The 14,240-nt window shown below is 71.2% G+C and carries 10 protein-coding genes and 3 pseudogenes; 11 read left to right on the top strand and 2 right to left on the bottom strand.

Going from position 1 to position 14,240, the window contains the following annotated elements:
• The first annotated feature begins 262 nt into the window (after nucleotides 1-262).
• From eccD to ABZ883_RS40035, 6 genes are all read left to right on the top strand, one after another.
• Nucleotides 263-1,732, top strand: coding sequence for a type VII secretion integral membrane protein EccD (gene eccD, locus ABZ883_RS40010; RefSeq protein ID WP_360916152.1), 1,470 nt, complete (start codon nucleotides 263-265; stop codon nucleotides 1,730-1,732).
• A gap of 213 nt (nucleotides 1,733-1,945) precedes the next feature.
• A complete protein-coding gene (gene rpsO / locus ABZ883_RS40015; RefSeq protein ID WP_018562610.1) occupies nucleotides 1,946-2,233 on the top strand; it encodes a 30S ribosomal protein S15 in 288 nt (95 codons plus the stop codon).
• 292 nt (nucleotides 2,234-2,525) lie between these two features.
• On the top strand, nucleotides 2,526-4,775 hold the full coding sequence (locus ABZ883_RS40020; RefSeq protein ID WP_360916156.1) for a polyribonucleotide nucleotidyltransferase: 2,250 nt from the start codon (nucleotides 2,526-2,528) through the stop codon (nucleotides 4,773-4,775).
• Entirely contained in the window at nucleotides 4,772-6,148 is a 1,377-nt protein-coding gene (locus ABZ883_RS40025; RefSeq protein ID WP_360916159.1) for a pitrilysin family protein, read from the top strand. The genes ABZ883_RS40020 and ABZ883_RS40025 overlap by 4 nt, the downstream gene beginning before the upstream one ends.
• A gap of 70 nt (nucleotides 6,149-6,218) precedes the next feature.
• Nucleotides 6,219-6,971 (top strand): 4-hydroxy-tetrahydrodipicolinate reductase, encoded by a 753-nt coding sequence (gene dapB, locus ABZ883_RS40030; protein ID WP_360916162.1) that lies wholly within the window; start codon nucleotides 6,219-6,221, stop codon nucleotides 6,969-6,971.
• Nucleotides 6,972-7,020: 49 nt separating this feature from the next.
• The gene (locus ABZ883_RS40035; RefSeq protein ID WP_360916165.1) at nucleotides 7,021-7,470 is read left to right on the top strand and encodes a hypothetical protein; all 450 of its coding nucleotides are present in this window, start codon (nucleotides 7,021-7,023) and stop codon (nucleotides 7,468-7,470) included.
• A gap of 16 nt (nucleotides 7,471-7,486) precedes the next feature.
• On the opposite strand, the gene argB is transcribed toward ABZ883_RS40035, so the two are convergent.
• Together argB and ABZ883_RS40045 are read right to left on the bottom strand one after the other, a co-directional pair.
• A complete protein-coding gene (gene argB / locus ABZ883_RS40040; RefSeq protein ID WP_360916168.1) occupies nucleotides 7,487-8,347 on the bottom strand; it encodes an acetylglutamate kinase in 861 nt (286 codons plus the stop codon).
• A 341-nt stretch (nucleotides 8,348-8,688) separates the two neighbouring features.
• Nucleotides 8,689-9,234: a hypothetical protein gene (locus ABZ883_RS40045; RefSeq protein WP_360916171.1), complete on the bottom strand. Its 546-nt coding sequence runs from the start codon at nucleotides 9,232-9,234 to the stop codon at nucleotides 8,689-8,691.
• A gap of 172 nt (nucleotides 9,235-9,406) precedes the next feature.
• Here ABZ883_RS40045 and ABZ883_RS40050 point away from each other — a divergent pair.
• From ABZ883_RS40050 to ABZ883_RS40070, 5 genes and pseudogenes are all read left to right on the top strand, one after another.
• A pseudogene (locus ABZ883_RS40050) lies at nucleotides 9,407-9,721 on the top strand (FAD-dependent thymidylate synthase); the annotation flags it as partial.
• A pseudogene (locus ABZ883_RS40055) lies at nucleotides 9,701-10,627 on the top strand (HNH endonuclease); the annotation flags it as partial. The pseudogenes ABZ883_RS40050 and ABZ883_RS40055, both read left to right, overlap by 21 nt.
• 3 nt (nucleotides 10,628-10,630) lie before the next feature.
• Nucleotides 10,631-11,080, top strand: a pseudogene (thyX, locus tag ABZ883_RS40060) (FAD-dependent thymidylate synthase); the annotation flags it as partial.
• A 168-nt stretch (nucleotides 11,081-11,248) separates the two neighbouring features.
• Nucleotides 11,249-12,157, top strand: a complete 909-nt coding sequence (dapA, locus tag ABZ883_RS40065) for a 4-hydroxy-tetrahydrodipicolinate synthase (protein WP_360916174.1) — start codon at nucleotides 11,249-11,251, stop codon at nucleotides 12,155-12,157.
• 126 nt (nucleotides 12,158-12,283) lie between these two features.
• A complete protein-coding gene (locus ABZ883_RS40070; RefSeq protein ID WP_360916177.1) occupies nucleotides 12,284-13,969 on the top strand; it encodes a ribonuclease J in 1,686 nt (561 codons plus the stop codon).
• Nucleotides 13,970-14,240: the final 271 nt, after the last annotated feature.

Below are 14,240 nucleotides of genomic sequence, written 5' to 3' on the forward strand. Positions count from 1 at the left end.
CGGGCCGCCCCCGTGGCGACGGTCCCCCGTATGGCACGTCCCGGTCGCGCACCGGCCCCTGCGGGGACGGGTGTTGGACCACAGGCAGGTGGCGATCCTACTGGGCATGACAGCCGCGAGGCAGTGGGTCGGGTGGGGGGCAAGGGGCGTGGGGCACGGGGTAGGGTGACGGATCGCGCAGCGCGGACGGGGGTCCGACCCTGGACGGCCGCGTCACTGCCACCCCAAACCACCCACCGTCGGACGAGGGGGACAACTCCAGGTGAGCACGGTCTCAGCAACCGGATTCTGCAGAGTCACGGTGGCGGCGCCGAACAGCCGGATCGACGTGGCACTCCCGGAGGACGTGCCGCTCTCCGACATCTATCCGGAGATCCTGCGCCTGTCGGGCCAGACCCCGGAAGAAGCCGCACCCACCGGGTACAACTTGGTCCGCAGGGACGGAAGGGTGCTCGACGACACCCTCTCCCTGACCGAACAGCGCGTTCACGACGGTGAGTTGCTCCTCCTGCGTCCCTTCGCCGACTCGCTGCCGCCCGCCGTCTTCGACGACGTGGTCGACGCGGTCGCCGCCGCCGTGCAGACCGACCGGCGCAGCTGGAACGACGCACTGATGCGCGGTGTCGGCCTCACCGCCGGCGTGGTCCTGCTCGTCCTGATGGCCTTCGTGCTGTGGTTCTCCGAGCCGGTCGAGCACGACATGCACGGCCTGCCCGGTGTGCTCGCCGGGGCCGCGGGCCTGGTGCTGGTCGCGCTGGCGGGCGTGCGCGCGCGGGTGTACGACGACCGGCACTCCGCCGTCGCACTCGGCCTCGCCTCGCTGCCTCTGCTGCTGGTCGCCGGCTCCGGCGTGATGGGCGTCGACAAGGGCGAGGGCCCGGGCCGGCTGCACTTCCTCATCGGCTGCGTCGTGGTGCTGACCGCGTCCGTGCTGCTCGTCCTGCTGCTGCCGCAGGGTGACGCCCCGTTCGTCGCGGCGTCGTTCACCGCGGGCGTCGGCACCCTCGCCACCTTCGTGGCGATCCTCACCGAGGCCGCGCCGCGCGAGGCGGCCGCCGTCACGGCCGTCGTCATGATCGCCGTCGTCGGGTTCCTGCCCGGCTGGTCGGCGCGGTTCGCGCGGCTGCCGATCGGCTTCCGCTCGCCCGACCAGGTCGCCATGCGGCACCGCGGGGACGCCGAGCGGCAGGGCGAGGAGGAGCCGGTCGATTTCGCGCTCATCACCAACCAGGCCCGCCGCGGCCACGAGCTGCTGCTCGGCCTGGTCGCCGGCTGCTCCGCCGCGATCGTCGGCTCCGCCGGTGTCGTGCTGGGCTTCTCCGACAGCGCCTGGGCGCAGCTGCTCGCCCTGGTGACGGGCCTGGCGACGCTGATGCGCGCCCGGCTGTTCCGCTACACCTCGCAGGTCGTGACGCTGATGGTCGCCGGCGTCGTCACGATCGGCCTGCTGGTCGCCGGGCTCGCGCTCAACCTGCCGTCCGGCATCCTCACCGACCTGATGCGCGGCAACCACTCCTCGCTCGACATCCGCACCGTGTGGCTGTCGGCCGCGGTGGCACTGGGCGCCGCCCTCCTGGTGGCGATCGCCCTGATCGTCCCCAACAAGGGCGTCACCCCCTTCTGGGGGCGGATGCTGGACCTGACCGAGGCCGCGGTGCTGCTCTCGCTGATCCCGATCTGCCTCGCCGTGCTCGACCTGTACGCCAAGGCCCGCGGGATGACGAGCGGCTGAGGCCGCCACGCCGTGCGGGCCGGTCCCGCCGCGCCGCCGCTCACACGTGGTGCCCGCCACCCCGGATCCGGACATCGCACCGGGCCCGGGGTGGTACTCTGTGTAACCGATGCGTCTGCCCCCGTGCGGCGCGTCCCGCCTTTTGAGTCATCGCAGTTTCCCCTGTGACACAGACCAGGGGCGCTCGAAGGCATCGACACACTAGGAGACCGTATGTCGCTCGACGTCGCGACGAAGAAGCAGATCATCGCCGAGTTCGGCACCAAGGAGGGCGACACGGGCTCCCCCGAGGTCCAGGTTGCGCTGCTCTCGCGCCGCATCTCGGACCTCACCGAGCACCTCAAGACCCACAAGCACGACCACCACTCCCGTCGTGGTCTGCTGATCCTGGTCGGCCAGCGCCGCCGTCTGCTGCAGTACCTGGCCAAGAAGGACATCCAGCGCTTCCGCGCGCTCGTCGACCGCCTCGGCATCCGCCGCGGTGCGGCCGGCGCCCGCTGAGACGCCGTAGAGGGAGCGGTTCCCGTACGGGAGCCGCTCCCTTGGCGTACGTGGGGTACCGCGCTGGGCGCGAGAGCGGGGCCGAAGCTTTGTAGGCTGGTCCCATACACAACGCCATAGAGCATGCGGAGGGAGCGTCCTCCTAAGCGCCACCAGAGCCGGTCCTCGGTAGTGGCCGCCGGGCAGCACATACGTCCCGGTGGCTTCGATCGAAGACCGGCCCGGCGGGACGCCCCTCCACCGACGGCCACCGGGAAGACGCCCGGCGGCACGAAAGAGGAGAATCCCCATAGTGGAGAACGAGACCCACTACGCCGAAGCCGTGATCGACAACGGCAGCTTCGGCACCCGTACGATCCGCTTCGAGACGGGCCGGCTGGCCCGCCAGGCCGCCGGCTCGGCCGTGGCCTACCTGGACGACGACACCATGGTGCTGTCGGCCACCACCGCCTCGAAGCACCCGAAGGACCAGCTCGACTTCTTCCCCCTCACGGTGGACGTCGAGGAGCGCATGTACGCGGCCGGGCGGATCCCCGGCTCCTTCTTCCGTCGCGAGGGCCGTCCCTCCGAGGACGCGATCCTCACCTGCCGTCTGATCGACCGCCCGCTGCGCCCGTCCTTCAAGAAGGGCCTGCGCAACGAGATCCAGGTCGTGGCGACGATCATGGCGCTCAACCCCGACCACCTCTACGACGTGGTCGCCATCAACGCCGCCTCCTGCTCCACGCAGCTGGCCGGCCTGCCGTTCTCCGGCCCGATCGGCGGCGTCCGCGTCGCGCTGATCCGCGGCCAGTGGGTCGCCTTCCCGACGCACAGCGAGCTGGAGGAAGCCGTCTTCGACATGGTCGTCGCCGGCCGCACCCTCGAGGACGGCGATGTCGCGATCATGATGGTGGAGGCCGAGGCCACCACCCAGACGATCAAGCTGGTCGAGGGCGGCGCCGAGGCGCCGACCGAGGAGATCGTCGCGGCCGGCCTGGACGCCTCCAAGCCGTTCATCAAGGTGCTGTGCAAGGCGCAGGCCGACCTGGCGGCCAAGGCCGCCAAGGAGACCGCCGAGTTCCCGATCTTCCTGGACTACCAGGACGACGTGTTCGAGGCGCTGGAGTCGGCCGTCGCGGACGAGCTCAAGCAGGCGCTGACCATCGCCGGCAAGCAGGCCCGCGAGACCGAGCTGGACCGCGTGAAGGCGCTCGCCGCCGAGAAGCTGCTGCCGCAGTTCGAGGGCCGCGAGAAGGAGATCTCCGCCGCCTACCGCTCGCTGACCAAGAAGCTGGTCCGCGCCCGCGTCATCAAGGACAAGGTCCGCATCGACGGCCGCGGTGTCACCGACATCCGCACCCTGGCCGCCGAGGTCGAGGCGATCCCGCGCGTGCACGGTTCGGCGCTGTTCGAGCGCGGCGAGACCCAGATCCTGGGCGTCACCACGCTGAACATGCTGCGCATGGAGCAGCAGCTGGACACGCTGGCGCCCGAGACGCGCAAGCGCTACATGCACAACTACAACTTCCCGCCGTACTCCACCGGTGAGACCGGCCGCGTCGGCTCCCCCAAGCGCCGCGAGATCGGCCACGGCGCGCTCGCCGAGCGGGCGCTGCTGCCGGTCCTGCCGACCCGCGAGGAGTTCCCCTACGCGATCCGCCAGGTCTCCGAGGCGCTGGGCTCCAACGGCTCCACGTCGATGGGCTCGGTCTGCGCCTCCACCATGTCGCTGCTGAACGCCGGTGTGCCGCTGAAGGCCCCCGTCGCCGGTATCGCCATGGGCTTGATCTCCCAGGAGATCGAGGGCGAGACCCACTACGTCACCCTCACCGACATCCTCGGTGCGGAGGACGCGTTCGGCGACATGGACTTCAAGGTCGCCGGCACCAAGCAGTTCGTCACAGCGCTCCAGCTGGACACCAAGCTCGACGGCATCCCGGCGTCGGTCCTGGCCGCGGCCCTCAAGCAGGCCCGCGACGCGCGTCTGCACATCCTCGACGTGATGATGGAGGCGATCGACACTCCGGACGAGATGTCGCCGAACGCCCCGCGCATCATCACCGTCAAGATCCCGGTGGACAAGATCGGTGAGGTCATCGGCCCCAAGGGCAAGATGATCAACCAGATCCAGGAGGACACCGGCGCCGAGATCACGATCGAGGACGACGGCACCATCTACATCGGTGCCGCCGACGGCCCGTCCGCCGAGGCCGCCCGCGCGACCATCAACGGCATCGCCAACCCGACGATGCCCGAGGTCGGCGAGCGCTACCTGGGCACGGTCGTGAAGACCACCACCTTCGGTGCCTTCGTCTCCCTGCTCCCGGGCAAGGACGGCCTGCTGCACATCTCGCAGATCCGCAAGCTGGCCGGCGGCAAGCGCGTGGAGAACGTCGAGGACGTCCTCCCCGTGGGCACCAAGGTCCAGGTCGAGATCGCCGAGATCGACCAGCGCGGCAAGCTCTCGCTGATCCCCGTCGTCGAGGGTGAAGAGAACGAAGACGGTGCCGGCGCCGACGCCGCTGCCGACGACAAGTCCGAGGACGCGTCCGAGCAGTGACCGACCGCTCCACACGCGTGACGGCCCGCCCCTCCACCAAGGGGCGGGCCGTCCGCACGCAGACCCTGCTCCCCGGCCTCGACGGCATCGGCACCGTGCGCCGCAGCGTCCTGCCCGGGGGGCTGCGCGTCGTCACCGAGACGCTGCCCACCGTGCGTTCGGCGACCTTCGGGATCTGGGCCGCCGTCGGTTCCCGCGACGAGACCCCGGCCCTGAACGGCGCCACGCACTATCTGGAGCACCTGCTCTTCAAGGGCACGGCACGGCGCAGCGCGCTGGAGATCTCTTCCGCGGTCGACGCGGTCGGCGGCGAGATGAACGCGTTCACCGCCAAGGAGTACACGTGCTACTACGCGCGTGTCCTCGACACCGATCTGCCGCTCGCCATCGACGTGGTCTGCGACATGCTGACCGGCTCGCTCATCCGCCAGGAGGACATCGACGCCGAACGCGGCGTCGTCCTGGAGGAGATCGCGATGACCGAGGACGACCCCGGCGACCAGGTGCACGACCTGTTCGCCACCGCGCTGCTGGGCGACTCCCCGCTGGGCCGCCCCGTGCTCGGCACCGTCGAGACCATCAACGCCCTCACCCGCGACCAGGTGCACCGCTTCTACAAGAAGCACTACGACCCCACCAGGCTCGTCGTGGCCGCGGCGGGCAACATCGACCACGAGGCCGTCGTCCGGCAGGTGCGCGAGGCCTTCGAGGGCGCGGGCGCGCTCCGCGACCCCGAGGCCGTGCCCCGGCCGCCGCGCGGCGGCAGCAAGACCCTGCGCAGCCACGGCCATGTGGAGGTGCTGGAACGGCGCACCGAGCAGGCCCATGTGGTGCTCGGCATGCCCGGCCTGTCCCGGCACGACGATCGGCGCTGGGCGCTGGGCGTGCTCAACACGGCGCTCGGCGGCGGGATGAGCTCACGGCTGTTCCAGGAGGTCCGCGAGAAGCGCGGCCTCGCCTACAGCGTGTACTCCTACACCTCGTCCTTCGCCGACAGCGGCCTGTTCGGCGTCTACGCGGGCTGCCAGCCGCGCCGGGTGCCCGAGGTGCTGAAGATCTGCCGCGAGGCACTCCAGCAGGTCGCCGAGCACGGCCTGGACGACGAGGAACTGCGGCGCGCCGTCGGCCAGTTCTCCGGCTCGACCGTGCTCAGCCTGGAGGACACCGGCGCCCTGATGAACCGTATCGGCAAGAGCGAGTTGTGCTGGGGCGAGCAGATGTCGGTGGACGCCACCTTGGAGCGGATCGCCGCGGTGACCCCCGAGGAGGTCCGCGCGGTCGCCCGGGACGTGCTCGGGCAGCGGCCGTCGCTGGCCGTCATAGGCCCGCTCAAGGACAAGCAGGTGGCCCGCCTCCACGACTGCGTGGCGTGAGCGCCGGGGCCGGCCGGACCGGCCGGCCCGGCGTCCTCCCTCCAGCCCTACCGACCGAAGGACAGGAACGATGAGCACAATCCGCGTGGGTGTGATCGGGGCCCGTGGCCGTATGGGCACGGAGGCGGTCAAGGCCGTCGAGGCCGCCGGGGACATGGAGCTGGTCGCCGCCATCGGCCGCGAGGACAAGCTGGAGGCGCTGGCCGAGAACGGCGCCCAGGTCGCGATCGAGCTGACCGCGCCCGGCTCGGTCATGGGCAACCTCGACTTCTGCCTGCGGCACGGTATCCACGCCGTCGTCGGCACCACCGGCTGGACCGACGACCGCCTCGACACCCTGCGCGGCTGGCTGGGCGCCGCGCCGGGCACGGGTGTGCTCATCGCCCCCAACTTCGGCATCGGCGCGGTGCTCACGATGCGCTTCGCCCGCCAGGCGGCCCGCTTCTTCGAGTCCGCGGAGATCGTCGAACTGCACCACCCCGACAAGGTGGACGCCCCGAGCGGCACGGCCGCCCGTACCGCCCAGCTGATCGCCGACGCCCGCCGCGAGGCCGGTCTCGGCCCGCAGCCGGACGCCACCGCCACCGCCCTGGACGGGGCGCGCGGCGCCGACGTGGAGGGGGTCCCGGTGCACTCGGTACGGCTGCGCGGGCTCGTCGCCCACCAGGAGGTCCTCTTCGGCGACGCCGGCGAGGTCCTCACCATCCGCCACGACTCCATGAACCGCGCCTCCTTCATGCCGGGCGTGCTGCTCGGCGTGCGGCGGGTCGTCTCCACGCCGGGACTCACCTTCGGCCTGGAACACTTCATGGACCTGGACTGAGGGCCAGAGTCAGAGCCAGAGTCGAAGACCGAGAACCGGATCGCCCATCATGCGCGCAAAGATCACCTACTTCGTCACCGCCGCCGTCCTCGTCGTCTACTTCGCCCTGGTCGGCGCCCGCGGCGTGTGGCTGATCCAGGACGGCCGCCCGGTCACGGTCGTGCTCGGCCTGTCCGTCCTCGTGCTGCCGGTGATCGGTGTGTGGTTCCTGGTCCGTACGACCCGGTTCGCGCGTGACGCGGGCCGGCTGGCCCGGGAGCTGGAGGCCGAAGGCGGGCTGCCCGAGGACGAGTTGGTGCGCACCCCCAGCGGGCGGATCGACCGTTCCTCGGCGGACGCGGTGTTCGCCCGGCGCAAGGCGGAGACCGAGGCCGCGCCCGAGGACTGGCGCACCTGGTTCCGGCTCGCCGTCGCCTACCACGACGCCCGCGACACCCCCCGGGCCCGCAAGGCGATGCAGCGCGCGATCGCCCTGCGCGGCAAGGCGCCGCAGACGTAGGGACGCGCCCGGTCCGTCAGTCGGGCAGCACCGTCGTGCCGCCGCCCGCGGGCCCGCCGACCAGGGCGTGCAGCAGCGCGTGCGGGACGCGGCCGTCCAGGATCCGGGCGGAGCGGACGCCGGCCCGGACCGCCAGCAGGCAGCCGCGCATCTTCGGGCCCATGCCGCCGCCCAGCGACGGCAGCATCGTCTCCAGCTCGTCGGCGGTGAGCCGGTCCACCACGCTCTCGCGGCACGGCCAGTCCGCGTACAGGCCCGGTACGTCGGTCAGGACGACCAGCGAATCGGCCCCCAGGGCGGCGGCAATGGCGCCGGCCGCCGTGTCGGCGTTGACGTTGTAGGCCTGGCCGTCGGTGCCGCGGCCGATGGGGGACACCACGGGGATGTGGCCGTGGTCCAGGAGCACGTCGACGGCGCCGGTGTTGACCTCGCTCACGTCCCCGACCAGCCCGATGTCGACGAGTTCGCCGTCGACCTCGGCGTAGCGGCGCACCGCGGTGAGGGTGTGGGCGTCCTCACCGGTGAGCCCGACCGCGTACGGGCCGTGCCGGTTGAGCAGGCCGACGAGTTCGCGCTGCACCTTGCCGGCCAGCACCATCCGCACGACGTCCAGCGTCTCCGGCGTCGTGACCCGCAGCCCGGCCAGGAAGCGGGCCTGCACGCCCATCCGCTCCAGGTGCGCGCTGATCTGCGGGCCGCCGCCGTGCACGACGACCGGCCGCACCCCGGCGTGCCGCAGCCGTACCACGTCGTCGGCGAAGGCGGCGAGCAGCGCGTCGTCCGTCATGGCGTGGCCCCCGTACTTGACCACCACCGTGCGTCCGCGCAGGAGTTCCAGCGCGGGACCCGGCGAGGCGGAGGTGAGGAGGGCGGTCACGGACGGGCCGGACGGTCGTCGCGGGGGAACGCGTCGGAAGGGGGGCCGAACGGGCCGAACGGTCCGTGCACCAGTCGCTCCAGATCCTCGTCGGGGTCGGCCCGCCGGTCGCCGTCGCCAGGGCGTCGCGTGGGCCGCGCCGGAACGTAACAGGCCCAGGGAAACGCGCGATGACGGCCGGCTGTCGGGCCGGCCCCGGCGGGACGTGTCGTGGGTGTCACACCGCCGTGCCCGCCCGTCCGGGCCCCGGGGAGGGGAGCCGTCCACATGCCGCACGCCCAACCACCCCGGTCCCCCGGGGTGGTTGGGCGTGCGATCCGGTCCCGCGAAGCGGCGGGGTCCTAGCGGGGCCCCGCGGCCCAGGCCTCTATGGCGTCGGCCGCCTGGTCGAAGGCCTCCGTGCGGCCCAGGAAGTCCGCGTTGTGGTCCGTCAGCAGCGGGCGCAGCCGCTCGCCGCCCGTCCGGGTGACGACCAGCGCCTGGCCCTGCACGGTCCGCGGCATCGCAAGCCACTTCACCGGCTGCTGGACCGTACGGACCGAGGCCACCCGGTCCCACGGCAGCGTCACGGTGTGGAGCAGCCCGACCTGTCGCACGCCCCGGGCGCTCACCCAGAACCCCATGTGCAGCAGCCGCAGCACGCCGGCGATCACCAGCACCGCGCCGCCCGCCGTCCATGTCACACCGGACCCGCTCCCGGCGAGCCCCATGACCACGGCGGCGAAGAGCATGTACGAGGCGAGCACCAGCAGCAGCGCCGCCGCCCCGACCCGCCAGGGGCCCGGCCGGTACGGACGCGTCCACCGGTCCACGGACCGGTGGGGGAGTGCGGCGTCAGAGAAGTGCTCGTCATGGCCGCTGTCCGCGGCGAGGAAGGGCAGAGACACACCGTGAGGCTATAGGGGACTCTTGGACCGGGCCACCGCTGGTCGGCCACCGTCGGCCTTTGCGCCGCTTTGCCGCGCGTGCCGCGTTGTCGGCGATATCGGTGCTGTCGGCGCCGTCTGCGCCGCCCCATAAAGTGGTCGCCGTCCACAGCGCCAGAGGAAGGACGCCCCGGTGACCGACACCCCCGCCGACGATTCCGCAGAGTTCGCGGAGTCCGCAGAGTCCGTGCAGTTCCGCGACGACGTGACCGTCGAGCTCGTCAAGCACAGTGCCTCGGACTCCGACGTCCTGTGGGCCGCTCGCGTGTCCACCGCCGGCGAGCAGTCCCTCGCGGAGCTCAGCAAGGACCCCGAGCGGTCCAAGGGTTTGATCAACTACCTCATGCGGGACCGCCACGGCAGCCCCTTCGAGCACAACTCGATGACCTTCTTCGTGAGCGCCCCGATCTTCGTCTTCCGCGAGTTCATGCGCCACCGCGTCGGCTGGTGCCTCGCCGGCGACACCGAGATCACGCTGGAGAGCGAGGCCGGCACCCTCCGCCGCAGGAGCATCAGGGAGCTGCACCGCCTGTGGCACCTGGACGCCGAGGACCGGCTGCCGGCCTCCGCGGGCGGCGTGACCTGGCACCCCGCGGCGGGCCGCTGGCGGGCGGAGGTCCACGGGACCGACCGGAGTCACTACCTCGGCCTGTACGGGAGCCGGGAGGCCGCCGAGAGCGCGGTCGTCGAGTTCCGCGAGCAGGACCCCGGCACCCGGCTGCGCACCCTGGAGTCGGTGCGCCGCACGCAGGTGCGCTGCTACGACGAGGAGACGCTGCTGCCGGGGCGGGCCCGGATCACCGACGTGATGGAGTCGGGGACCAAGCAACTCCTGAAGATCACCACGTCCTCCGGCCGGGTCCTGCGCTGCTCAGTGGACCATGCCGTCCTGACGCCCGAGGGCTGGGCCAAGGCCGGCGAGCTGGCCGTGGGCGACGCCGTCCTGGGCGCGGGCCCCGAGCGGGAGCCCTCGCGGCCGCCGGTGCCCCCGGCCCTGGAGCGCGGCATCGGGGTGTGGACCGCCCGGCAGCGCGAGCGCCTGATCGGCGCGACCGGCACGTGCCACGTGTGCGCCCGGTCCTTCCCCGGTGAGGAACTGGCTCTGGACCACCGGGTCCCCGTCGCCGCGGACCTCGCGCTGGCCCTGGACGAGCGCAACCTGGCCGCCGTCTGCGAGGAGTGCCACACCCGCAGGAGCGCCGAGGAGCGGGCGCAGGCGCGCGACGGCGCCGCGGCCGGCCCTGCCCTGCCCGACCCGATCGTCTCCATCGCGCAGGACGGCGAGGAGATGACCTACGACCTGTCGGTCGAGGGCCCGTGGCACAACTTCCTCGCCGACGGCATCGTCGTGCACAACTCGTACAACGAGGAGTCGGGCCGCTACCGCGAGTTGCAGCCGGTGTTCTACGTGCCCGGCGAGGACCGCAAACTGGTGCAGCAGGGGCGGCCGGGGAAGTACGAGTTCGTGCACGGCACCCCCGAGCAGCACAAGGCGGTCAGCGAGGCCATGGAGGCCTCCTACCGCCAGTCCTACGAGGCGTACCAGAGCATGCTCGCCGCCGGCGTGGCCCGCGAGGTGGCCCGGGCGACGCTGCCCGTCGGCCTGTTCTCGTCGATGTACGCCACCTGCAACGCCCGCTCGCTGATGCACTTCCTGGGCCTGCGCACCCAGCACGAGCTGGCCAAGGTGCCGTCCTTCCCGCAGCGCGAGATCGAGATGGTCGGGGAGCGGATGGAAGCCGAATGGGCGAAGCTCATGCCGCTCACGCACAGTGCGTTCAACGCGAACGGCCGGATCGCTCCGTAGCGGTGCGCCACTCATCCGGAATGTTCCGATTGCCGGGTTTCCTGCAGTTCGTCTAGTCTGCAGAAACGGATTCCGGTGCTGCTTGAACCCCCGAGCAGGCAGCGCCGGAGTCCTCCTCGCAGGTCCCGAGGGGTCCTCCGGACACCGGCACCGAGTAGCGTTGTACTCATGGCTCCGACCTCCACCCCGCAGACCCCCTTCGGCCGGGTCTTGACCGCAATGGTCACACCGTTCACCGCGGACGGTGCTCTCGACCTCGACGGCGCGCAGCGCCTCGCCGCGCACCTGGTCGACGCAGGCAATGACGGCCTGGTCGTCAACGGCACCACCGGTGAGTCCCCGACCACCAGTGACGTGGAGAAAGAGCAGCTCGTCCGGGCCGTCCTGGAAGCGGTCGGGGACCGCGCCTTCGTGGTGGCCGGCATCGGCACCAACGACACCCACCACACCGTCGAACTCGCCCGCCAGGCCGAGCGCGCCGGCGCACACGGCCTGCTCGCGGTCACGCCGTACTACAACAAGCCCCCGCAGGAGGGCCTGTACCGGCACTTCACCGCCGTCGCGGACGCCACCGGCCTGCCGGTCATGCTCTACGACATCCCCGGCCGCAGCGGGGTGCCCATCGAGACCGAGACCCTCGTCCGGCTCGCCGAGCACCCCCGCATCGTCGCCAACAAGGACGCCAAGGGCGACCTCGGCGCCGCGAGCTGGGCCATCAGCCGCAGCGGTCTCGCCTGGTACTCCGGCGACGACATGTTGAACCTGCCGCTGCTGTCCGTCGGCGCCGTCGGCTTCGTCTCCGTCGTGGGACATCTGGTCACCCCTGAGCTCCGCGCCCTCCTGGAGGCGTATCTCTCCGGTGACGCCCACAAGGCGACCGAGATCCACCAGAAGCTGCTCCCCGTCTTCACCGGGATGTTCCGCGCCCAGGGCGTGATCACCACCAAGGCCGCGCTGGCCTGGCAGGGACTCCCGGCCGGACCGCTGCGACTGCCGCTCGTCGGCCTCGACGCGCTCGGCGAGGCGGCGACCGCGCAGCTGAAGGAAGATCTGGCCGCCGGCGGGGTACAGCTGTAATCACAGACTTCACAACTGAATACCGGCCAAGAGAAGCACCAGACAGAAGAAAACACGATGTCACACGCGTCCCGTGCCCCCGGGGGATTCCCCCGGGGGATGCGGCGTGTGTGGTGAGGAGAGACTTTGAGCCATCCGCACCCTGAGCTCGGCCCACCCCCCGCGCTGCCCACGGGCGGCCTGCGGATCACCCCACTCGGCGGTCTCGGTGAGATCGGCCGCAACATGACGGTCTTCGAGTACGCGGGACGCCTCCTGATCGTCGACTGCGGGGTGCTCTTCCCGGAGGAGGAGCAGCCCGGAGTCGACCTGATCCTGCCGGACTTCACGTCGATCCGGGACCGCCTGGACGACATCGTCGGCATCGTCCTGACGCACGGGCACGAGGACCACATCGGCGCCGTCCCCTTCCTCCTGCGGGAGAAGGAGGACATCCCGCTGATCGGCTCCAAGCTGACCCTCGCCCTGATCGAGGCCAAGCTCGCCGAGCACCGGATCCGGCCGTACACCCTGGAGGTCGCCGAGGGGCAGAGCGAGCGCATCGGCCCCTTCGACTGCGAGTTCGTCGCCGTCAACCACTCCATCCCCGACGCACTGGCCGTCGCGATCCGGACGCCGGCCGGCATGGTCGTGCACACCGGTGACTTCAAGATGGACCAGCTGCCGCTCGACGGCCGCCTCACCGACCTGCACGCGTTCGCGCGGCTGTCGAAGGAGGGCATCGACCTCCTGCTGTCGGACTCCACCAACGCCGAGGTCCCCGGCTTCATCCCGCACGAGCGGGACATCGCGCCGGTGCTGCGGCAGGTCTTCGCCAAGGCCGAGAAGCGGATCATCGTGGCCAGCTTCGCCAGCCACGTCCACCGCATCCAGCAGGTCCTGGACGCCGCCCACGAACGCGGCCGCAAGGTCGCCTTCATCGGGCGCTCCATGGTCCGCAACATGGGCATCGCCCGCGACCTCGGCTACCTCCGGGTGCCGAACGGCCTGATCGTCGACGTCAAGACGCTCGACGACATCCCCGACGAGCGGGTCGTGCTGGTCTGCACCGGCTCCCAGGGCGAACCCATGGCCGCGCTCTCGCGCATGGCCAACCGGGACCACCAGATCCGTATCGTCGAGGGCGACACCGTGGTCCTGGCGTCCTCCCTCATCCCCGGCAACGAGACCGCGGTGTACCGCGTGATCAACGGCCTGACCCGGTGGGGCGCCCACGTCGTGCACAAGGGCAACGCCAAGGTGCACGTCTCGGGCCACGCCTCCGCGGGCGAGCTGTTGTACTTCTACAACATCTGCAAGCCGCGCAACCTCATGCCGGTCCACGGGGAATGGCGCCATCTGCGCGCCAACGCCGAACTCGGCGCGGCGACGGGCATTCCCCAGGAGCGCTGCGTCATCGCCGAGGACGGTGTCGTGGTGGACCTCGTGGACGGCGTCGCCAAGGTCGTCGGCAAGGTGCAGGCGGGTTACGTGTACGTCGACGGGCTCTCCGTGGGCGACATCACCGAGAGCTCGCTCAAGGACCGGCGCATCCTCGGCGAGGAAGGCATCATCTCGGTCTTCGTCGTCGTGGACGCCAGCACCGGCAAGCTCGTCGGGGGCCCGTTCATCCAGGCCCGCGGCTCCGGCATCGACGACGAGGCATTCGCCGCCGTGCTTCCCAAGGTCGAGGAGTCCCTCGCCCGCGCGGCGTCCGACGGTGTCGCCGAGGTGCGGCAGCTGCAGCAGCTCATCCGCCGCTCGGTCGGCAAGTGGGTCTCCGACACCTACCGCCGGCGCCCGATGATCCTCCCTGTGGTCGTGGAGGTCTGACGACCCACCAGGAGCGGGCCGCCCCGATTTGCATCGGGGCGGCCCGCTCCAGTACGTTGTCACAACCCCCGGGACGAGTCACTGCGGAAACGCGTGTCCTCGTATTCGGGTGGTAAATCCGACGGAAAGCATCTGCTAAAGTCGGTGAAGCGGGAAAGCCGAAAGGCCGGAACGCAAAAGCAGGAAAGCAAGAATCCCCGCCGGCGGGAATCGGGCCCGAAAGAGTCTGATAAGCTGGTGACAACGAAGGGAAAGCCCGGAGGGGCCGGTG

Origin of the sequence: Streptomyces sp. NPDC046977 (assembly GCF_040644455.1) — a bacterium.
GTDB lineage: Bacteria > Actinomycetota > Actinomycetes > Streptomycetales > Streptomycetaceae > Actinacidiphila.